This window comes from Eleftheria terrae (genome assembly GCF_030419005.1).
GTDB lineage: Bacteria > Pseudomonadota > Gammaproteobacteria > Burkholderiales > Burkholderiaceae_C > Caldimonas > Caldimonas terrae.
In genome coordinates this window covers 1147817-1168116 of the sequence record NZ_CP106951.1, presented here as the reverse complement: position 1 = coordinate 1168116, position 20300 = coordinate 1147817, and the positions used below count along the sequence as shown (strand labels likewise).

At 69.1% G+C, this 20300-nt stretch carries 15 protein-coding genes and 1 pseudogene; all 16 read left to right on the top strand.

What is annotated here, in order from left to right; genetic code table 11:
* The first annotated feature begins 40 nt into the window (after positions 1 to 40).
* The 16 genes and pseudogenes from tssF (at position 41) to N7L95_RS05100 (ending at position 20300) form a co-directional block, all read left to right on the top strand.
* A complete protein-coding gene (tssF, locus tag N7L95_RS05175; RefSeq protein ID WP_301258752.1) occupies positions 41 to 1915 on the top strand; it encodes a type VI secretion system baseplate subunit TssF in 1875 nt (624 codons plus the stop codon).
* The gene (tssG, locus tag N7L95_RS05170) at positions 1912 to 3087 is read left to right on the top strand and encodes a type VI secretion system baseplate subunit TssG (protein ID WP_301258751.1); all 1176 of its coding nucleotides are present in this window, start codon (positions 1912 to 1914) and stop codon (positions 3085 to 3087) included. Before tssF ends, tssG begins: the two co-directional genes overlap by 4 nt.
* A 25-nt stretch (positions 3088 to 3112) precedes the next feature.
* Positions 3113 to 5836, top strand: a complete 2724-nt coding sequence (gene tssH, locus N7L95_RS05165; RefSeq protein WP_301258750.1) for a type VI secretion system ATPase TssH — start codon at positions 3113 to 3115, stop codon at positions 5834 to 5836.
* 1 nt (position 5837) lies between these two features.
* Positions 5838 to 6392: a hypothetical protein gene (locus tag N7L95_RS05160; protein WP_301258749.1), complete on the top strand. Its 555-nt coding sequence runs from the start codon at positions 5838 to 5840 to the stop codon at positions 6390 to 6392.
* A 189-nt stretch (positions 6393 to 6581) separates the two neighbouring features.
* On the top strand, positions 6582 to 7934 hold the full coding sequence (locus N7L95_RS05155) for a tetratricopeptide repeat protein (protein ID WP_301258748.1): 1353 nt from the start codon (positions 6582 to 6584) through the stop codon (positions 7932 to 7934).
* A gap of 236 nt (positions 7935 to 8170) precedes the next feature.
* Positions 8171 to 9609, top strand: a pseudogene (locus N7L95_RS29735) (type VI secretion system Vgr family protein); the annotation flags it as partial.
* Complete coding sequence (locus N7L95_RS29730; protein ID WP_435870089.1) at positions 9586 to 10431, top strand: bacteriophage T4 gp5 trimerization domain-containing protein; 846 nt, start codon at positions 9586 to 9588, stop codon at positions 10429 to 10431. The pseudogene N7L95_RS29735 and the gene N7L95_RS29730, both read left to right, overlap by 24 nt.
* Positions 10431 to 10799 carry a hypothetical protein gene (locus N7L95_RS05140; RefSeq protein ID WP_301258747.1) on the top strand — a complete coding sequence of 123 codons (369 nt, stop codon included), beginning with the start codon at positions 10431 to 10433 and terminating at the stop codon, positions 10797 to 10799. The genes N7L95_RS29730 and N7L95_RS05140 overlap by 1 nt, the downstream gene beginning before the upstream one ends.
* An 88-nt stretch (positions 10800 to 10887) precedes the next feature.
* Positions 10888 to 11265 carry a hypothetical protein gene (locus tag N7L95_RS05135; RefSeq protein ID WP_301258746.1) on the top strand — a complete coding sequence of 126 codons (378 nt, stop codon included), beginning with the start codon at positions 10888 to 10890 and terminating at the stop codon, positions 11263 to 11265.
* Positions 11266 to 11291: 26 nt separating this feature from the next.
* Positions 11292 to 13943: a DUF2169 family type VI secretion system accessory protein gene (locus N7L95_RS05130; RefSeq protein ID WP_301258745.1), complete on the top strand. Its 2652-nt coding sequence runs from the start codon at positions 11292 to 11294 to the stop codon at positions 13941 to 13943.
* A gap of 11 nt (positions 13944 to 13954) precedes the next feature.
* The gene (locus tag N7L95_RS05125; protein ID WP_301258744.1) at positions 13955 to 15013 is read left to right on the top strand and encodes a pentapeptide repeat-containing protein; all 1059 of its coding nucleotides are present in this window, start codon (positions 13955 to 13957) and stop codon (positions 15011 to 15013) included.
* A 44-nt stretch (positions 15014 to 15057) separates the two neighbouring features.
* Positions 15058 to 15717, top strand: a complete 660-nt coding sequence (locus N7L95_RS05120) for a DUF3540 domain-containing protein (protein WP_301258743.1) — start codon at positions 15058 to 15060, stop codon at positions 15715 to 15717.
* A gap of 18 nt (positions 15718 to 15735) precedes the next feature.
* Complete coding sequence (locus tag N7L95_RS05115) at positions 15736 to 16125, top strand: DUF4150 domain-containing protein (RefSeq protein ID WP_301258742.1); 390 nt, start codon at positions 15736 to 15738, stop codon at positions 16123 to 16125.
* 240 nt (positions 16126 to 16365) lie between these two features.
* Entirely contained in the window at positions 16366 to 18384 is a 2019-nt protein-coding gene (tagH, locus tag N7L95_RS05110) for a type VI secretion system-associated FHA domain protein TagH (RefSeq protein WP_301258741.1), read from the top strand.
* A gap of 8 nt (positions 18385 to 18392) precedes the next feature.
* Positions 18393 to 19220, top strand: coding sequence for a PP2C family protein-serine/threonine phosphatase (locus N7L95_RS05105; RefSeq protein ID WP_301258740.1), 828 nt, complete (start codon positions 18393 to 18395; stop codon positions 19218 to 19220).
* A gap of 42 nt (positions 19221 to 19262) precedes the next feature.
* Positions 19263 to 20300 carry an OmpA family protein gene (locus tag N7L95_RS05100; protein ID WP_301258739.1) on the top strand — a complete coding sequence of 346 codons (1038 nt, stop codon included), beginning with the start codon at positions 19263 to 19265 and terminating at the stop codon, positions 20298 to 20300.

The following is a 20300-nucleotide window of genomic DNA, read 5'->3' as shown; positions in this document are numbered from 1 at the left end:
CGGGGTGGCACGTCCGACCCCCTGCTGAACCGACCTCCACATGGATCCCCGGCTGCTTCGCTACTACAACCAGGAACTGCAGCATCTGCGCGAGATGGGCGCCGAATTCGCCCAGCAGTTCCCGAAGATCGCCGCCCGGCTGGGCATGGACGGCATCGAGGTGGCCGACCCGTATGTCGAGCGCCTGCTCGAGGGCTTCGCCTTCCTGGCGGCCCGGGTGCAGCTGAAGATCGATGCGGAGTTTCCGCGCTTCACGCAGCGGCTGCTGGAGATCGTCTACCCGAACTACCTTGCGCCGACGCCGGCCATGGTGATGGCGCAGTTCCGGCCCGACCTGAACGACGGCAACCTGGCGCGCGGCTTCACCATCGCCCGCGGCAGCACGATGCGCAGCCAGCTCGGCAAGGGAGACGAGACGCCGTGCCAGTTCCGCACCGCCAACGACGTCACGCTGTGGCCCATCGAGATCGCCTCGGCCTCGTACTTCTCCTACGCGCCCGACCTGCCGCTGAACCAGTTGGCCGTCGGCCGGCGCGTCAAGGGTGGGGTGCGGCTGAAGCTGCGTTGCACGGCCGGGCTGACCTTCAACCAGCTGTCGTTGGACACGCTGCGCATCCACCTCTCCGGCGGCGACGAGATCGCCTACAAGCTCTACGAAGCCATTCTGGGCGGCACCCTGGGCGCCATGGTGGTGCCGCCGCAGCGGCCGGTGCCGTGGCACCACCAGCTGCCGGGCAGCGTGGTGACGCCGGCCGGCTTCGGCGACGAGGAGGCCTTGCTGCCGGTGGGCCTGCGCAACTTCCAGGGCTACCGGTTGCTGCAGGAGTACTTCACCTTCCCGCAGCGCTTTCTGATGTTCGACGTCGGCTCGCTGGCGCCGGCCATCAAGCGGCACACCGGCAATGAGCTGGAACTGGTGCTGCTGCTGGAGCGGGGTGACGCGAGCCTGGAGAACGTGGTCGACGCCGGCAACTTCTCGCTGTACTGCTCGCCGGCCATCAACCTGTTCGAGCGCCGCTGCGACCGCATCCACATCACCGACAACGCGCACGACTATCATGTGGTGGCCGACCGCACCAAGCCGATGGACTTCGAGGTCTTCGACGTCACCTCGGTCACCGGCTATGGGGTGGGCGCCGACAGCGAGCACAAGTTCCTGCCGTTCTACGCTGCCTTCCATGCCAAGGACGGCGCGCACCATGCGTACTACAGCCTGCAGCGCGAGCCGCGCCTGCTGTCGGCCGAGCAGAAGCGCCGCGGCGCCCGTTCCACCTACATCGGCAGCGAGGTGTTCCTGTCGCTGGTGGACCCCAAGGAGGCGCCGTTCAGTGAAGACCTGCGCCAGTTGGCGGTGACGGCGCTGTGTACCAACCGGGACCTGCCGTTGCACATGCCGCTGGGCATGGGCAAGACGGATTTCATGCTCGACATGGCGGCGCCGGTGGAGTCGGTGCGCGCGCTCAAGGGACCGTCGCGGCCGCATTCGGCGATCCGCGAAGGGGCGATGAGCTGGAAGTTCGTGAACCAGCTCTCGCTCAACTACCTGTCGCTGGTGGACACCGACGAACGCGAAGGTGCAGCCGCCTTGCGTGACATGTTGTCGCTGTACGCGCAGAGCGGTGACGCCAGCCTGCTGAAGCAGATCGACGGCCTGCGCTCAGTGCGCACTCAGCCCACCGTACGGCGCTTCCCGGTGCCCGGGCCGATCACCTTCGGCCGCGGCATCGAGATCGGCCTGGAGGTGGACGAATTCGCCTTCCAGGGCGCCAGCGCCTTCCTGTTCGGCGCGGTGCTGGCGACCTTCTTCAGCCGCTACGTGTCGATCAACTCCTTCACCGAGACCGTGCTGCGGTCCACCAGCCGCGGCCAGCTGATGCGCTGGGTGCCCAAATGCGGAAGCCGGGCGATCCTGTGAGCGCGCCGGCCGAGCCGGTGGAGCGGCCGGCCGCGCCTGCTGCGGGGCCGGCCGGCGTACCGCGCGTGGCCGCGCCTGCTGCGGGGCCGGCCGGCGTACCGCGCGTGGCCGCGCCGATGCAGCTGTGGCACCGGTTGGAAGCGCAGCCCTGGCGGCACGACTTCTACTGGACCATGCGGCGCATCGAGTGCCACTACACCGACCGGCCTCGCCTGGGCCTTGGCATGCGGCCGGTGGATGAGCCGGTGCGGGTGGGCCAGGAGCCGGCGATGGACTTCGCGCCGGCTTCCTTGTCGGGCTTCAAGCTCAATGACAAGGGCCTGCCGCCGCGCATGGAGGTGCGATTCTTCGGCCTGTTCGGCCCCAACGGGCCCTTGCCGCTGCACCTGACCGACTACGCCCGGGAGCGCCTGCTGCACCACGGCGACCGGGGCTTCGCGCGCTTTGCCGACGTGTTCCACCACCGGCTGCTGCTGCTGTTCTACCGCGCCTGGGCGCAGGCGCAGCCCACGGTGTCGCTGGACCGGCCGAAGGACGACCGTTTCGCCAGCTATGTCGGTTCGCTGTTCGGCATCGGCAGCGCGCCGCTGCAGCGGCGAGACGAGATCCCCGACAACGCCAAGCTCTACTACGCCGGCCTGCTGGTGCGCCAGGCCCGCAATGCCGACGGCCTGCAGGCCTTCGTGCAAGGCTATTTCGGGCTGCCGACACGGGTCGAGCAGTTCGTGGCGCACTGGATGGCCCTGCCGCCCGACCAGCGCACCCAGCTGCGCCGCGAGCCCGATCCCGGCAAGCAGCTGGGCGTGGGCGCCGTGCTGGGCCGCCGCGTCTGGGACCGGCAGCACAAGTTCCGTATCCACCTCGGGCCGCTGACGCTGGCGCAGTACGAGCAGTTCCTGCCTGGCGGAAAAGGGCTGGAGCCGCTGGTGGCGGCGGTGCGCCAGTACATCGGCTTCGAGCTCGACTGGGACGTGCGCCTGATCCTGCGGGCCGACCAGGTGCCGCTCGGACGGCTGGGGCCGCATTCGCGCCTGGGCTGGACGTCCTGGGGCGGCAAGCGGCGCGATGCCGGCCATGCGCAGCCGTTGATCATCCATCCCGAACAAGTGCGCAGCCGCCGTCCGGCTGCGCCGACACCCACTACCGACGCCACCCGAGCGGTTGTCGCTTGAGGCAGTCCATCGAAGGAGAAAAAGCATGAGTGAGATCAGCCGCGTGGCTCTGTTCGGCAAGCTCAATCCGGTCGCCTACAAGGCGGTGGAGGGCGCGACCGTGTTCTGCAAGCTCAGGGGCAACCCGTACGTGGAGCTGGAGCACTGGGTGTCGCAGATCGTGCAGGTGCCCGACAGCGACTGGCACCGCATCATTCAGCACTACGGGCTCGACGTTTCGGTGCTGGCCAAGGACATCACCAACGCGCTGGACCGCCTGCCGCGTGGCGCCACCTCCATCTCCGACCTGTCGGACAACATCTCCAACGCGGTGGAGCGCGGCTGGGTCTACGGCTCGCTGAAGTACGGCGAGGCGCAGGTGCGCACCGGCCACGTGCTGGTCGGCTTGCTCAAGACCTCCTTCCTGCGCAATGCGCTGGTGGCCATCTCGCGCCAGTTCGAGCGCATCCGTCCGGACGATCTGGCCGAGGACTTCGAGAAGATCGTGGCCGGCTCGCCGGAAGAAGGCCTGGCCTCCACCGACGGCTCCTCGCTGGGCGGTGCCGTTCCCGGCGAAGCCAGCGGCGCGATGCCGGCCGCGCAGATGGGCAAGCAGGAAGCGCTCAAGCGTTTCACGGTCGACCTGACCGAGCAGGCCCGCAGCGGCAAGATGGACCCCATCGTGGGCCGTGACGACGAGATCCGCCAGGTCATCGACATCCTGATGCGCCGGCGCCAGAACAACCCCATCCTCACCGGCGAGGCCGGCGTCGGCAAGACCGCGGTGGTGGAAGGCTTCGCGCAGCGCATCGTCAAGGGCGATGTGCCGCCGTCGCTCAAGGACGTGGAGCTGCGCACGCTGGACATCGCGCTGCTGCAGGCCGGCGCCAGCATGAAGGGCGAGTTCGAGCAGCGCCTGCGCCAGGTCATCGAGGAGGTGCAGGCCTCGCCCAAGCCCATCATCCTGTTCATCGACGAGGCGCACACCCTGGTGGGTGCCGGTGGCGCGGCGGGCACCGGTGATGCCGCCAACCTGCTGAAGCCGGCACTGGCCCGCGGCACGCTGCGCACGGTCGCCGCCACCACCTGGGCCGAGTACAAGAAGTACTTCGAGAAGGACCCCGCGCTGACCCGCCGCTTCCAGGTGGTGCAGGTGGAGGAGCCGTCGGAGCAGAAGGCCATCCTGATGCTGCGCGGCTCGGCGTCGATGATGGAGAAGCACCACAAGGTGCAGATCCTCGACGAGGCGCTGGAAGCGGCCGTCAAGCTGTCGCACCGCTACATTCCGGCGCGCCAGCTCCCTGACAAGGCGGTGAGCCTGCTCGACACCGCCTGCGCGCGGGTCGCAGTGAGCCTGCATGCGACGCCGGCCGAGGTCGAGGACAGCCAGCGCCGCATCGAGGCGCTGGAGACCGAGCTGGCCATCATCGGCCGCGAGAAGAGCATCGGCATCGACACTGCCGAACGCGAGGCCACCTGCACCGGCCTGCTGGCCACCGAGCGCGAGCGCCTGGCCGCGCTGAGCGAGCGCTGGACCAGCGAGAAGAGCCTGGTCGACGAGCTGCTGGCCATCCGCGGCCAGCTGCGTGGCGGCGTGCGGGCGGTGGAGGGCACCGGCAGCGCGCTGGAGGCCTCGGCCGAGGCCGCCACCCCCGAGGAACACAAGCTCACCGAAGGCGACCGCACCGCGCTGCTGGAGCAGCTGCGCGGGGTGCAGGCCCGGCTGACCGAGCTGCAGGGCGAGAGCCCGCTGATCCTGCCCACGGTGGACTACCAGGCGGTGGCCAGCGTGGTGGCCGACTGGACCGGCATCCCGGTGGGCCGCATGGCACGCAACGAGATCGAGACGGTGCTCAACCTCCCGAAGATGCTGGGCCAGCGCGTGATCGGCCAGGACCATGCGATGGAGATGATCGCCAAGCGCATCCAGACCTCGCGTGCGGGCCTGGACAACCCGAGCAAGCCGATCGGCGTGTTCATGCTGGCCGGCACCTCCGGCGTCGGCAAGACCGAGACGGCACTGGCACTGGCCGAGGCGCTGTATGGCGGTGAGCAGAACCTCATCACCATCAACATGAGCGAATACCAGGAGGCACACACCGTGTCGTCGCTGAAAGGCGCGCCTCCGGGCTACGTCGGCTACGGCGAGGGTGGCGTGCTGACCGAGGCGGTGCGGCGCAAGCCCTACAGCGTGGTGCTGCTCGACGAGGTCGAGAAGGCCCACCCGGATGTGCACGAGCTGTTCTTCCAGGTCTTTGACAAGGGCTGGATGGAAGACGGCGAAGGCCGCCAGATCGACTTCAAGAACACGCTGATCCTGCTGACCACCAATGCCGGCACCGAGCTGATCGCCAGCCTGTGCAAGGACCCCGACCTGATGCCCAACCCCGAGGGCATGGCCAAGGCGCTGCGCGAGCCGCTGCTGAAGATCTTCCCGCCGGCCTTGCTGGGCCGGCTGGTGGCGATTCCGTACTACCCGCTGTCGGACGAGATGCTGGGCCGCATCGTCGAGCTGCAACTGGGCCGCATCAAGAAGCGGGTGGAAGCGCGCTACAAGATCCCGTTCACCTACAGCGACGAGGTGGTGAAGCTGGTGGTGTCGCGTTGCACCGAAAGCGAGTCCGGTGGCCGCATGATCGACGCGATCCTCACCAACACGATGCTGCCCGACATCTCCCGTGAGTTCCTGAACCGGATGATGGAAGGGCGCGATATCACCGGGGTGAAGGTGGAAGTGGCGGACGGCGACTTTGCCTACAACTTCGCCTGAAGTGGCGGTGCCCCAACGGAGACAACAGCATGGCGGCTTCTTCGCGATGACCGGCTCTCGGCACGTCGCGCTTGGCCTGCTCGCCCTGGCTCTGATGGCTGCCGGACGGCCGGCAGCCGTGCAGGCCGCGGATGTCGATCCACCGACCGTGGAGCGGGTCCTGCAGGGGCCGGCCAATTGCCGGTTCGCTGCGTTGAAAGGCTGGGAGGCCTTCGCGGTGCAGTGGGAAGGACCCTGCGCCCACGGGCGTGCCACAGGCAGCGGGGTGCTGCGGGCCTACGGCCAGGCCGGGCCGACGCAGTTCTTCTTCGGCCGAATCGAGGCAGGCGAGCCCCGGTTCGGCGTGATGGAGGCCGAGGGCGGCCTGGGGCCTGGCGAGTTCCGGCACGGTAGCCTGGTGCCGACGGATGACCGCGGTCTCATGATCCGGGCCTTTGAGGAGGCCGAGAAGGCAGCGAAGCAGGCGGCCGCGCGGTTCGAAGCGCGTGGGAACGCCGCATCGGCTCGGTTCTACCGGGCCCGGGCCGCCAGCTTCGCTGAGCAATTGTCCGACTGACGGGTCGAGGTCGCAGCCGGTCGGCGCCGTAGGTGTTCATGCAGAGCTGACGACCCGAAGAGCGCAGGTTGCCAGGCGAGCCGGCGCTTGTTTCGCCTTGCGAGGGAAGACGGCATCGCCCGGCTGCGGCCGGAACGAGGCCCGACATGCCTGCGAGCAGATCGACCGAACCGGCCTACCAGGTCTTCCATGAGCAAGTCCACATCCAAGTCACGCCGAGCCAGCGCCAAAGGCCCCGCCCACCTCTCGCTCGGCGACGCCCTGCGGGTGGCGGTGGAGCTGCATCGCAAGGGCGCGCTCGACGAAGCGGAAACCCTCTATCAGCGTGTCCTCAGGCTGGCGCCGCGTCAGGCCGACGCGTTGCACTTCCTGGGCGTGCTGAACCACCAGCGCGGCCGCAGCGAAGCGGCCTGGGGCTTGATCGAGCGGTCGCTGCAGGCCAATGCCAAGGTGCCCGACTGGCACAACAACGCGGGCAACGTCCTGCTCGAGATGGGCCGCCTGAACGAGGCCGCAGAGGCCTACGAGCGCTGCCTGGCGCTGGCGCCCGAGCGGCCCGAGGTGCTCAACAACCTGGGCGTGCTGCGGCGTGCCCAGCAACGGGCCGGCGAGGCCGAGGCGGCTTACCGGCGCGCCATCGAGCTCGCCCCCGATTTCGCCGACGCCTATAACAACCTCGGCAACCTGATGGGCGACCGCGGCGACAACGAAGCCGCGCTGGCGCTGTATATCAAGGCCATCGAGCTCAGGCCGCGCCATCCCGAGGCCCGCATGATGCTCGGCGTCGGCTACTGTGCCCTGGGCCGGGTGGAGGAGGCCGCCCGCGTCTACCGCGAGTGGCTGGCCGAGGAGCCGGGCAACCCGGTCGCGGCCCACTACCTGGCCGCTTGTTCCGGGGAGCCGGCACCGGTGCGCGCGTCGGATGCCTATGTCGAGGACACCTTCGACCGCTTCGCCAACAGCTTCGACGCCAAGTTGGCCCGGCTGAGCTACCGGGCCCCGCAGTTGATTGCCGACGCGGTGGCCAGCGCCTGTGGCGAACCGCAACGCCGGCTCGACGTGCTGGACGCCGGTTGCGGTACCGGCCTGTGCGGCCCGCTGCTGGCGCCCTATGCGCGCCGGCTGGTGGGGGTCGACCTGTCGGCGCAGATGCTGGCCAAGGCCGAGCCGCGTGGCGTCTACGACCAGCTGAGCAAGGCCGAGCTGACCGCGTTCATCGAAGCGGCGCCCGGCGCCTATGACCTGATCGTCTCGGCCGACACGCTGTGCTACTTCGGCGACCTGGCCGGGGTGGCGCTGGCGGCCCGCCGGGCACTGCGGGCCGGTGGCTGGCTGGTTTTCACCGTCGAGTCGCTGCCGGCGGACATCGGCGGCGAGGGGTTCCACCTCAACCCGCATGGCCGCTACAGCCACGAGGCCGGCTATCTGCGCCGGGTCCTCGAATCGGCCGGCTTCCAGCCGCCTGCGCTCTCGGGCCAGGTGCTGCGCAGCGAAAACGGCCGGCCGGTGCAGGGCTGGGTGGTGTCGGCGCAGGTGGCATAGTGGCCGGCGACGCGAGCGGGCGCTGACATCGAGCACGCCGGGCTGGCGGCGCTGCATCATCAGCGGCCGGCCTGCCGGCTGTGCCGCTCATCGCGCTTGGTCGCCCGGCTGTCGCCATGTGGCGGGCAGATGTCATCCCGCCACGCAGGTTAGGGATGGAGCCCGGGCGCGGCCTTGCGCACAATGCACCGGGCTCGCACACGAGCGCCTGTGCCTGACTGAAGGATTTCGAGAAGATGCAAAGAGTCATGGATATCAGCACGCCTTTCGGGGGGGACGTGCTGCTGTTTCGTTCGATCAGCGCGAACGAGGAACTGGGGCGCTTGTTCGAGTTCCAGATCGAAGTGCTGTCCGAGCGCAACGACCTCGACCCGGACCAGATCCTGGGCAAGAACGTCACCGTCAAGCTGGAGCTGCCCTATGCCGCGCCGCGCTGCTTCGACGGCTGCGTGACCCGCTTTGGCCTGAGTGGCCGCGTCGGACGCTATCACCGCTATCGCCTGACGGCGCGGCCCTGGCTCTGGCTGCTGACGCGCACCAGCGACTGCCGCATCTTCCAGAACAAGACGGTGCCCGACATCCTGAAGGACATCTTCGACAAGTACCCGGCCGCCGCCTTCGAGAGCCGCCTGACCGGCAGCTACTCCGCGAAGGACTACTGCGTCCAGTACCGCGAGACCGATTTCAACTTCGTCAGCCGGCTGATGGAGCAGGAGGGCATCTACTACTACTTCGAGCACCGCGACGGCGGCCACACCCTGGTGCTGGCCGACGGTCCGAGCGCCCACACGCCTTTCGGGGACTACGGCACCATTCCGTTCATCCCGCACGATCGCGGTGGCCGGCTCGACCAGGAGTACGTGGACGAGTGGTACTTCTCCCGCGAGATCCAGCCCGGTGCCTATGTCAGCGACGACTTCGACTTCATCAAGCCGAGTGCCGACCTGCGCGTCTCCACCCGCCGCCAGCGCGGCCACGCGGAGGCCGGTGGCGAGTACTACGACTACCCGGGCGAATACACCCAGGCCGGTGATGGCGACCACTATGTGAAGGTGCGGCTCGAGGAGCTGCAGGCCCGCCACGAGCTGATCGAAGGCGGCGGCAATGCACGGGGCATCACGGTGGGATCGGTGTTCCGGCTCACCGGCCAGCCGCGCGACGACCAGAACCGCGAGTACCTGGTGGTGCGCAGCACCATCGAGTTCGAGGACTTCGGCACGAGTCGCAGGAAACCGCCGGCGCGCGCTTTCGCTGCAACTTCGCGGTGCTGGACAGCCGCGAGAGCTTCCGGACGCAGCGCCTGACGCCCAAGCCGACCGTGCAGGGGCCGCAGACGGCCATCGTCGTCGGCCCCAAGGGCGACGAGATCTACACCGACGAATACGGCCGCGTGAAGGTGCAGTTCCACTGGGACCGCCTGGGCGAGCTGAACCAGAACAGCTCCTGCTGGGTGCGGGTGTCGCATCCCTGGGCCGGCAAGAACTTCGGCATGATCGCCATCCCGCGCATCGGGCAGGAGGTGATCGTCGACTTCCTTGAAGGGGACCCGGACCAGCCGATGGTGACCGGCCGCGTCTACAACGCCGAGAACATGCCCCCGTGGCCGCTGGCCGACCACAAGACGCGCAGCGGCATCGTCACGCGGTCCTCGCTGGGCGGCTCGTCGAGCACGGCCAACGAGCTGCGCTTCGAAGACAAGATGGGCGCGGAAGAGGTCTTCCTGCATGCCGAGCGGCAGCTGCGCACCGAAGTCGAGGTGGACGAGCTGCGCGACGTGGGCCACGACCGCAAGAGCACCATCCACAACGACGAGACCCTGACGGTCGAGGGCCAGCGCCTGAGCACGATCACGAAGGACGAGACGCTGCGGGTCACCACCGGCAACCGGCTGATGGAGGTGCAGACCGGCACCAACACCGAGAACATCACCGGCTTCGAGACGCGCACCCTCAAGAGCGGCCGCAAGGTCACGATCGAGAAGGGCGGGGAAGAGAAGGACATCACTGGCGCGCTGAAGGAAACCATCAAGAACGCCGATGTCACGCAGACGCTGACCACCGGCAGCTACACGCAGACGGTGAGCACGGGCAATGCGACGCACTTTGCGCAGGCCGGGCATGTGTTCAACACGCCGACGACGATTCTGCTCAAGGCGGATACGAGCGTGACGATCAACAGTCCGCAGTTGATCCTGACGGGGGGAGCGTCGGTGACCGGCTCGGCGCCGAAGTCATCGTGGTTCGTGCTGCATGACGCGAAGGTGTACGGCATGGTCAACAAGGCCACCGGCATCAGCACCGAAGCGAAACTCGTCAGCCTGGAGACGAAGGGGCTCGCCATGACCGGGGTCACCTTCAAAGGCGAACATGTCGGTGTGGCCACCCGAACCGCGGCGCTCAACAACGCCAGCAAGGCGCTGGAGATGAAAAACGTCGGCGTGGCGATCGGCAAGGGCGGCGTTGCCCTGTACAAGAAGGTCGTGTCGATCTGGTCCTGATGAAGGTCGGTCCGCTGCTGGTGGTTGCCATGCTGGCAGGGGCCGGCTTCTTCGGCTATGTGGTCTACGACTCGCTGCGAGTGGAGCGGCTCGAACGCGAGATTCGCAACCACGGCCGGCCGGCCGTCGCGACCGTGCTGTCCGCCAGGCAAACCGGCTCATGGGTGGCCAACAATCCGGAGCTCGAGCTGCTGCTGCGCATCCAAGAGGAAGGCGCGCCCGCACGACAGCAGCAAGCGACGAAAATCGTTCCGCTCGCGGCGGCAGCCCTGTTCCAGCCGGGGGTCGAGATGCGCTTGCGCATCGATCCAAAGGACCCTGGCGCGTTTGTTTTTGACGAGCCCTGGGACGTACCACCCGACAATTGAGCCGGCAGTCGCGGCATCATGACGCCACATCTTTCCTTCGTGCAGTGACTGCCGCCGGGTGGTGGGGCGCTGAATCCGGAACCCGAGAATGTCTGAAGAACTGACGAACCCCTTTTTCATTGTCCCGCTGGTGGCCTGCCTCCTGTTTGTCGGCTGGCTGTTCGTGGGCATCCGAAAGGAGCAGCGAATGCAGCGTTTCCTTCGGGCCCATGGCCGGCCGGCGCTGGCCACGGTGATTTCAGCGCGGGAAACGGGTGGCTGGTCCGGCAATTCGCCTGCGCTCGCCCTGGTGATGAGCGTGGAGCAGGACGGCCAGCCTGTCCGTGAACTGCGCGCCGAGAAGGTCGTTCCGGTGCTGGGTGCGGCGCTGTTCCAGCCGGGCGCCAAGATGCGCCTGCTGGTGCACCCAACAGATCCGCAGGAGTTCCTCTTCGACGAGCCCTGGAACGCGGCTGACGAGCAATGAAAATCCTCAAGCCACAATCGCTTTCCGTGCTGCATCGCTGTTTCGAACGGCAGCAGCGGGCCTGGCTGGGCGTGTCGGTGATCGGCTTCGTGCCGCTGGCTGCAGAGCCGGCCTTGCTGCCGGAGCAGGAGCTGTGGCAGATGGTGCCTTCGCTGCTGGGTGATACGCCACTCGATGTGGCCGTGCCGAAGCAGGGTGCGGAATTCGTGCTGGCCGGCGACGCCTGTGCGCCTGCCGGACAGCCCTTGTCCGGCCTGAAGGTCGGTGTGCGCGTCGGTGGACTGCGCAAGGAGTTGCATGTCTTCGGCGAGCGGCAGTGGATCGGCCCGTCGCCCAGTGAGCCACGGCCCTTCGAGCGCTTGCCCCTGGTGTGGCAGCATGCTTATGGCGGCCCCGGATTCGAGCTCAACCCGCTTGGCCTCGGCCATGTGCCGCTGGAGACGCCGAGCGGCCGGGTGCATCCGCTGCCGCATATCGAATACCCGACGCAGCCAAGCGTAAAGCCCTCCGCCCCGCTCACGCCGGCCGGGTTCGCCGCATTGGGAGCGATGGCGCCGCAACGCAAGCGCTTTGATGGCACCTATGACGATGCCTGGCTGCAACAGGACTTTCCCGGCACACCGCGGGACATCGACTGGCGCTATTTCTGTGTTGGAAGCGAGGACCAGTGGCAGTCCGAGCCGTTTGTCGGCGACGAACCGGTGGAACTGCTGCACCTGCATCCGGAGCATCCGCGGCTGGCGGGTCGGCTCCCGGGCATCCGTCCCGTCATTGCGGTGCGTGACAAGCGCATGTCGAATGGCGCGGCCCGTTTTCTCGAGCCTCGGCTCACCACGGTGTGGTTGTTCCCGAATCAGCTGCGCATGGCGCTGGTCTGGCATGCCCTGATGCCGGTGGCGGATGAGTTCGCCGACCAGGTGGAGCTGATGCAGGTGGGCGCGGAATGGCTGCACAGCCCGAAGCCCCGCGAGCACTACCTGAAAGCCATTGACGAGCGCCTGGACGACGAGCACGGTGCCCTGCGCATGCTCGACGATGAAGACCTGTTGCCTGAAGGCATGGCGGCACCCAACGAGGCGCTAGCTCGCTACGAAACACTGCTGAAGGATTCCGGCATCGGACTGGAACGTCACCAGGACAAGCTCCGGCAGAGCCAGCAACGCCTTGAGGCCGAGTTGAAAGGGAAGTTTGGCGACACCGCCGTGCAGGAGTTGCGAGCCGAGCAGGCCCGCACCCTGCGTGAGCTGGGATTGCCGGATCCACTGGCGCCGCTGCCCAGCGATATCAAGGGCTTGATGGCGGTTGCCAAGCAATTGCCCAGCACGGCGCCGGGCTCTGCCATCGGACAGTGGATGTCCAGCCGTCAGGCCGCGGCAGTTGCTGATGCCCATCGAACGCTGCAGGCCGCGGGCCAGGACCGTTCCTGGCTGGGTGCCCTGCAGCAGGCCAGTGGCCTGGCGCAAGCCCCGCAGGGCTTTGCTCGCAGCTTGAGCGGCCTGGACCAGGGCATGGCGGCGCTGCCGGCGGCGGTGCGGCCTGGTGACCTCGTCACCCCCGAGTTGCGCAACCTCGCGGCTCAGGCGGACACACGGGTGAAGCCCATGCTCAACGCCATGGCACACCTGCAGGACGCGCCGGCCCGCCTGGACGCAGCCACCGCCGGTGCCTGGCGCGAAGGCGCCGCGCAGGCGAAGGCACAGGGCCGCAGTTTCGCAGGGCTGAGGCTGCAAGCAGCCGACTTCCGCGGCATGGACCTGGCCGGTGTGGATTTCAGCGGCGCCCAACTGGAGGGGGCGGATTTCAGCGAGGCGTGCCTCGACGGTGCCCGCTTCGATGGCGCTTCGCTCGCCCATGCGAAGCTCGCGCGCGCACGTGTGGAAGGCACCAGCTTTGCAGGGGCCAATCTCGGCAAGGCTGACATGACCGGTGCAGCGGGCCAGAAATGCAATTTCACCGATGCGGTCCTTGGCGAAGCCTGCCTGGCGGAGGCGGTGCTCCAACTCGGTACCTGGCAGGAGGCCACGCTGCTCGACACCGACTTACAGCGCGCCGACCTGAGCGGCGCCCGCCTCGAAGACGCGGTGCTGATGCGCTGCCGACTCGGTGGCGCCAGGCTGGACGCGGCCTTGCTGAACGGGACCTCGTTCATCGAGTGTGACGCAACGGGGGCCAGCTTCCGCCAGGCGGCACTGGCCAAGGCGGACTTCGTCACCTGCCTGCTCGACGGCGCCTGCTTTGATGAGGCACGCGCCGACAACCTGCGGGCCGTGCACCAGTCATCGCTGAAAGGTGCCAGCTTTGTGCGCGCGCGGCTGCAGCGAGCGAATCTGCGCGGCATGCCGCTGCACGGTGCCAACTTCAGCTACGCAAGCGCTGATGCGGCGGATTTCGGCGAGAGCGAGGGCCCGGGAGCCGTGTTCGTCGGCGCCAGCCTGAAGGAAACCCTGTTTGCCAAGGCGGTGCTGACTGAGAGCTGTTTCGCACAGGCCAACCTGATGTCGGCCATCCTGCAGCACGCCGACCTGCGTGGCGCCGACCTGAGTGGCTGCAACCTCTACGGCGCGGACCTCGCTCGCCTGGAGACAGACGACAGGACCCGCTGGGATCAGACCTTCACCGCGAAGGCCCGCACCCTGCCGGCCCGCAAGGTGCTGCCGGTGAACGGCTCGGCCGCTTGAGGAGAACCAGGATGGAGCTGAACCAGATCCTTGAACAGATCGCCGATCTGCAGCCGCTGTCGGAGCTGCAGATGCAGGGCCTGCCTTTGAAGGGTGTGAATTTCACCGGCGGCGTGTTCCAGCGGGTCGATTTCTCGGGCTGCGACCTCTCGCAAGCGGTGTTGCGGGAAGCTACCTTCATCGAATGCAACTTCGCGGGGGCTTGCCTGGACGGCGCCAGCCTGCAGCTGGCCACCTTGCAGGCCTGCGGGCTGAAGGACACCTCACTGCGCCAGCTGTTCGCGCCCGGAGTTACCTTCAACGAATGCGTGGCGCACCGCTCACAGTGGCAGCAGGCCGACCTGGAATTCGGCAGCCTGGTCAAATGTCAGCTGCAGGGCTCGGATTTTGGCCAGGCGCAGCTCGAGCAGGTCTCCTTCATCGAATGCGCCTTTGGCGACGCCAACCTGGATGCCGCGCATCTGCTCGCCACCGTGTTCTACCAGGCTGACCTGTCGGCAGCCCGGTTCGGCAGCGCGCCACGCGGCGACAAATGCGTCTTCACCGAATGCAAGCTCACCGGCCAGCGCTTCGCCGGCGCCAGCTGGCTGCGTACCCAGTTCATGGAAGCCGAGCTGAGCGGCTGCGACTTCAGCGGCGCTGAGCTGGCCAACAGCAACTTCAAGGGCGCCGTGCTGGATGGCGCGAGCTTCCGGCAGGCCCGCGCGCCCCAGACCCTGTGGCTCGAAGCGCGGCTGCAGCAGGCCGATTTCACCGGCGCGCTGCTCAGGCAGACCGTCTGGACCGGCGCGCAGGCGCGCGCCGCCAGCTTCGCCGGCGCGGTGCTGGAAGAATCGGTGCTGCAGCGCGCCGTCTTCGAGCAGTGCGACTTCCGCGGCGCCGTCCTGCGCTATGCCGACCTGGCCCATGCCCGCGTGGACGGCAGCCGCTTCGAGCGCGCCGACCTGTTCCGCACCGGCCTGCGCGGCTTGCAGGCCGAAGGCAGCGGCGGCCTGGACCGCTCGCTGGCCGCCCCCGACGACCCCGACACCGTGAAGGCCGAGGCATGGACGCCTCCGGCCCGCACCTGAACCCTGGCCCGCCCGCCCACCGACCGCACGAGGATGTGATGCAAGTGCAGCAGCAAGATCAGCAAGAACGACAGCCGGCCCCCGCGGCCACCACCGGCCTGACGCAGGGCGTCATCCAGCATGTGGGCGAGGTGGAGCGTGTCTCGGCCGAGAGCGCCCGTGTGCTCACCGTCTCCACGGCGGCCGGCCTGCGCCGGGCCCGGCTGGCGGCCTCCTGCCTCGCCCTGCCGGCCTGCGGCGACCGGGTGCTGCTCGCCTCGGACGACAGCGACTTGTATGTCCTGGCGGTGCTTGCACGTGCGTCGCAGGAGCCGCTGGTACTGCAGACCGAGGGCGATCTGCGCCTGGAGGTGCAGGGCCGGCTCGATGTGCAGGCGCGCGACGCCGCCCAACTTGCCGCGCCGCAGCTCCGGCTGGAAGGCCGCGAGGTCGAGATCGCGGCAGACAAGCTCAACATTCTCAGCCGCGCTGCCCACTGGGTGGCCGACACGCTGGAGACCGCCGCCCGCGCGCTGCGCCAGGTCAGCCAGACCCACACGTTGCAGGCCAAGGGCTTCCACCGCCAGGTCGATGAGCTGGAATCGGCCCGCGTCGGCCACCTCGACCTGAAAGCCCGGGAGATGCTGAACGTGCACGCCCGGCATGCCGTGGTGAAGAGCAGCGAGCTGGTCAAGATCGACGGCAAGCAGATCCAGGTCGGCTGAGCAAGGGGAGCAACGAAGATGTTTGCGAATTGCCAGATGGGCGGCATCGACATGGCGTTTCCCGATGTCTGCCTGACGCCGCCGGTGCCGGTGCCGGTGCCGTATCCCAACATCGCCGCCTCTCCGATGGCGGTAGGCGCTGCCTACAACCTGCTCGTCGGCTGCGCGCCGGCCCACAACCTGGGCACCACCATCCCGATGACCAACGGTGACAACGCCGGCGTCGCACTCGGCGTGGCCTCCGGCATGGTGATGGGCCCGAGCCGCCACCTGACGGCCGCCTTCACCGTGCTGTTCGGCGGCATGCCGGCCACCCGGCTCACCAGCGCCTCGCTGCAGAACAGCACCAATGCCCCCGGCATGCGGGTTGCACCGAGCCAGGTCAAGGTCCTGCTGCTGGCGCCCTGAGCACGGGGCGTGCTCGCCAAGGGGGGCGGGCGACCTCAAGTTAGGGGGGACGCCTTGCGCCTGCCGGAGCGCTTCGATAGCCTCGGCATCCACCTGCGCCCGCGGGGGTCAGGCATGGTGCCCCCCCGAGAGCCGAAGCTTCCCGCACGGGGTTCACGCGGGTTCACCCAGACGAGCGAAATTCCAACCATGCTCCAGATTCGAGTTGTGAGTGTTGCCGGCCAAGCGCCGGCTTCGGCCATGGCTGCCCAGTTCGGGCCGGCCGGCGGGACCATCGGTCGCAACGAAGGCAACACCCTGGTGCTGCCGGACGATGCCAAGACAATTTCGCGGCAGCAGGCGCAGGTGCTGATGCAGGGCGGCCACTATGTGTTGGTGGACAAGGGCGCCAATCCGACCCTGCGCAACCGGGTGCCGGTGGGCAGCGGCCAGTCGGTGCCGCTGGTGGCCGGCGACGAGTTGCGCATCGGGCCCTACGTGCTGGTGGTCGAGTCGCCTGCCAGCAGCGCCCGCGGCTTCGATCCCCAGGGCACGCTCGTCAACGAGGCGCTGGCCGCGCGGCCTTCGGCTGCTCCGGCCGTGGTGCCGCCGCCGGTGCAACGGCCGGCCGCGCTGCCGCCCTTCGATCCCTTCGCGATCCCACCGCCAGCCCCGGCCGTGCCGCCGGCGCCTTTGGGCGAGGCGGCCGCGGGGTCGCCGTTCTCGGCCGCACCCACCGCGCCAGCGCCTTTCAGCGGAGCGCCGACGGCCCTGGCTCCGCTGGGGGGGGCTCCTACCGCGCCGGCGCCCTTTGCCGCGACACCGGCCGCACCGGCACCTTTCGGTGCGCCGACGCCGGCCATGTCCGATCCGTTTGCCGACTTGCTGGGCCCGACGCCCGCGGCGCCTGCGGCGGCACGGCCGCCGGTCGATCCCTTCGGCCTGCCGCCGAGTGCTCCCGCGCCGGCGGCTCGCCCCACCGGTTCCGCCATTCCGGACGACTTCGATCCCTTCGCCAGCCTGTCGCGCATGCCGCCGCCGGCTTCGCACACCAGCACCGGTGGCTTCAACCCGCTCAGCTCGGGCGCGCGTCGCATACCGCCACCCATTCCCTTCGATTCAAGGGCCGGCCATGACGACCTGATCGGCCCGGCAGTCGAGAAGTCGGCCTCGATCGACGAGCTGTTCGGCCTCGGCGCCGCGCCGGCCAACCCGCTCGACGTGCTGGGGGCTCCGGCCGGCGCGGGCAACCCGTCCGCGCAGCCGGTGGATGACCCGCTCGCCTTGTTCGGCGGCCCGTCGAGCAGCGCTGGCGCCGGCCCCGCGCATGCCGACCAGACGCCCGCCGTGCACTCGGCCTTCGCGCTGCCGCAGGCGGCGCCTGCGCCGCGCACCGCGCCCACGCCCATGCCGGTCCCTTCGGCCCCGGTGCCGATGCCGACGCTGTCCTCCGGCCCGCCGGGGGCCACCCGCACCGGCGGCGTGTCGGCAAAGGCGATCGACGACCTGCTGGCGTCAGTCGGCCCGCTCGATCCCAACAAGGGCGCCACCGGCCAGTTCCGCGTGGCCCAGCCGGCGCATACCGCGCCCCTGCCGCCCTCGCCACCGGCGAGCCCGGCGGCCGCCATGGCGCCGGCAGCGGCCGCTGGCGCACCGCCGGTCGCCGGCCAGGTGTCGGTCGACGCGCTGATGACCGCCTTCTGCGAAGGCCTTGGCAGCCCGCTGAACCTGCCGGATGGCGTCACCGAGGAATTCATGTTCCGCATGGGCGGCCTGGTGCGCGAGGCAGTGCAGGGCACGGTGGACCTGCTCAACGCACGGGCGGTCACCAAGCGGGAGGTGAAGGCCAGCGCCACCATGATCATGGAGCGCAACAACAACCCGCTGAAGTTCTCGCCGGATGCGAAGACGGCGATGCTCTACCTGGTGTCCGGCCGGCTCAACCCGGCCTTCATGCCGCCCATCACCGCGATGCGCGACGCGTACTACGACCTGCGCTCGCACCAGTTCGGCTTCATGGCCGGTACCAAGGCGGCGCTCGAAGGGGTGATCGAGCGCTTCGAGCCGCAGCGCCTGGAAGGGCGGCTGAGCAAGGGCGGCTTGGTGGAGTCCATCATTCCGGCGGCCCGCAAGGCCCGGCTGTGGGACCTGTTCACCGAGCTGTACAAGGAAATCGCCCGCGAGGCGGAAGACGACTTCCACGCCTTGTTCGGCCAGGCCTTCCTGAAGGCCTATGAAGAGCACGTCGAGGCGCTGCGGCGCGACATGCCCCAAGAGTGAACGGCACCATGCTCGAGTTGCACGCCCACCTTCTGCACAGCCAGGGTGGGCGCTCCTACCAGGAGGATGCCTACGGATTGCGAATCTCGCAGGACGTGGCCTGCCTGGTCGTGGCCGACGGCGCCGGCGGCCATGGCGGCGGCGATCTGGCATCCAAGCTGGTGGTGCGGTCCATCCTGGAGCAGCACTCGCTGCGGCCGGCCTGCTCGATGGAGGCGGCCAATGCGCTGATCCAGCATGCGCAGCAGGTGGTGCTGGCCGGCCAGAGCAAGTTCGCCCAGTTCCCCGACATGCGCTCCACCGTGATCCTGGCCCTGGTGGACCTGCCGAGCGGGCGGGCGGTGTTCGGCAATGTCGGTGATTCGCGCGCCTACTGGTTCCGCCGCGGCGAATTGCAGCTGCAGACGCGCGACCACAGCCTGGTGCAGCAGATGGTGGAGGCCGGCATGATCGCCCCGGGTGACCTGCGCCAGCGCAAGGAGCGCAGCGTGCTCACCAGCTCGCTCGGCAGTGCCGGCGGCATCGAGCCGTATGTCTACGAGCTGGCGCAGGGCGGGCAGGGCGGTGATGCGCTGCTGCTGTGCACCGACGGCATCTGGGAGTACGTGCACGAACAGGAGATGCAGGAAGTGCTGCGCCTGGGCACCGACGGCGACCAGGCCCTGGCCTGCTTCGAGCGCTGGGTGGACCAGCGGGCCCCGCAGACGCGCGACAACTTCACGGCCCTGCTGGCGCTGTTCGACGGCGGCAGCGATGCCGAAGCGTTCGACGGCATGGACCCCGAAACCACCGTGATCGCCCGCCTCGAGCCCTATGGCAGCGGCGACGATGCCTGACGCGGCTGCCGGCCGCCCCGACAACAACATGCAGGAGCAACCATGAGCCAGCCGACCTCCCCACTTCTTGCGCGCGCGGCCCTGGCCGTCGCGCTGGCCGCAGCGCTCGCGGCCTGCGGCGACAAGGCAGCCGAGGCGCCGCCGGCGCCGTCGGTGGACACCGCAGCACCGGCGCCGGCCGGCCAGGCGGTGCTGTTCGAAGCCAACCAGACGGTGGCCGTCACCGGCCCGGAGTTCGTGGCCTGGCGTGACCGCATGCTGGCCGAAGGTGGCAGCACCAAGGTGCTGCAGGTCACCGGCCGCGCCTATGGCAACGAGCAGGCCAATGGCGGCGAAGATCTGGGCCGGGCCCGGGCCGAGGCGGCCAGCATCCTGTTCATGGAAACGCTGCCGCCCGAGCGCATCGTGCTGAAGTCGGCACCGGCCAGCGGCAGTGCGCCGGCCGGCCGGTTTGAGGCGGTCAGCTTCGAGTGGGTGGACGCACCGTCGACCGCGGTTGCGGCCGCCCCAGGCGCCTCCGCGGGCAGTGAACCGGCCGGCACGGTGGTGGCCGCGGCGCCGGCGGAAGCGGGGGTTGCCTCCGCCCCGGCTGCGGCTCCGGGCTCGTCCGGGGCAGCCGTCCCCGGTTCCGCGGCTGCGCCTGCGCCCACGCCGGCCCCGGCTCCCGCTCCGGCTCCTGCCGCGGCAGCCTCCCCGGTCCCCGCGCCCGCTGCGCCGCCGACCGCGACGGCCACGGCCGCCGCTGCCCAGGCTTCGGCGATGACGCTGTTCTTCGCCACGGGTAGCAGCACCCCGCGGCCGTCCGCGGCGCAGCGCGAGCAGCTCAAGGCCCTGGTGGCAGCGGCCGGTGGCGGCAGGCCCATCGTCGTGGTCGGCCATGCCGACCAGCAAGGCGACAGTGCCCGCAACCAGGCGCTTAGCGAGGCGCGGGCCCGCGCCGTCAAGCAGCTGCTGGTCGGCCTGGGCGCCAAGCCGGAAGGCGTGGACGCCAGCGCACGCGGCGATGCCCAGCCGCGCGAGGGCAACGACACCGCCGCCGGCCGGGCTCGCAACCGGCGCGTCGAGATCGCGGTGCTGTGA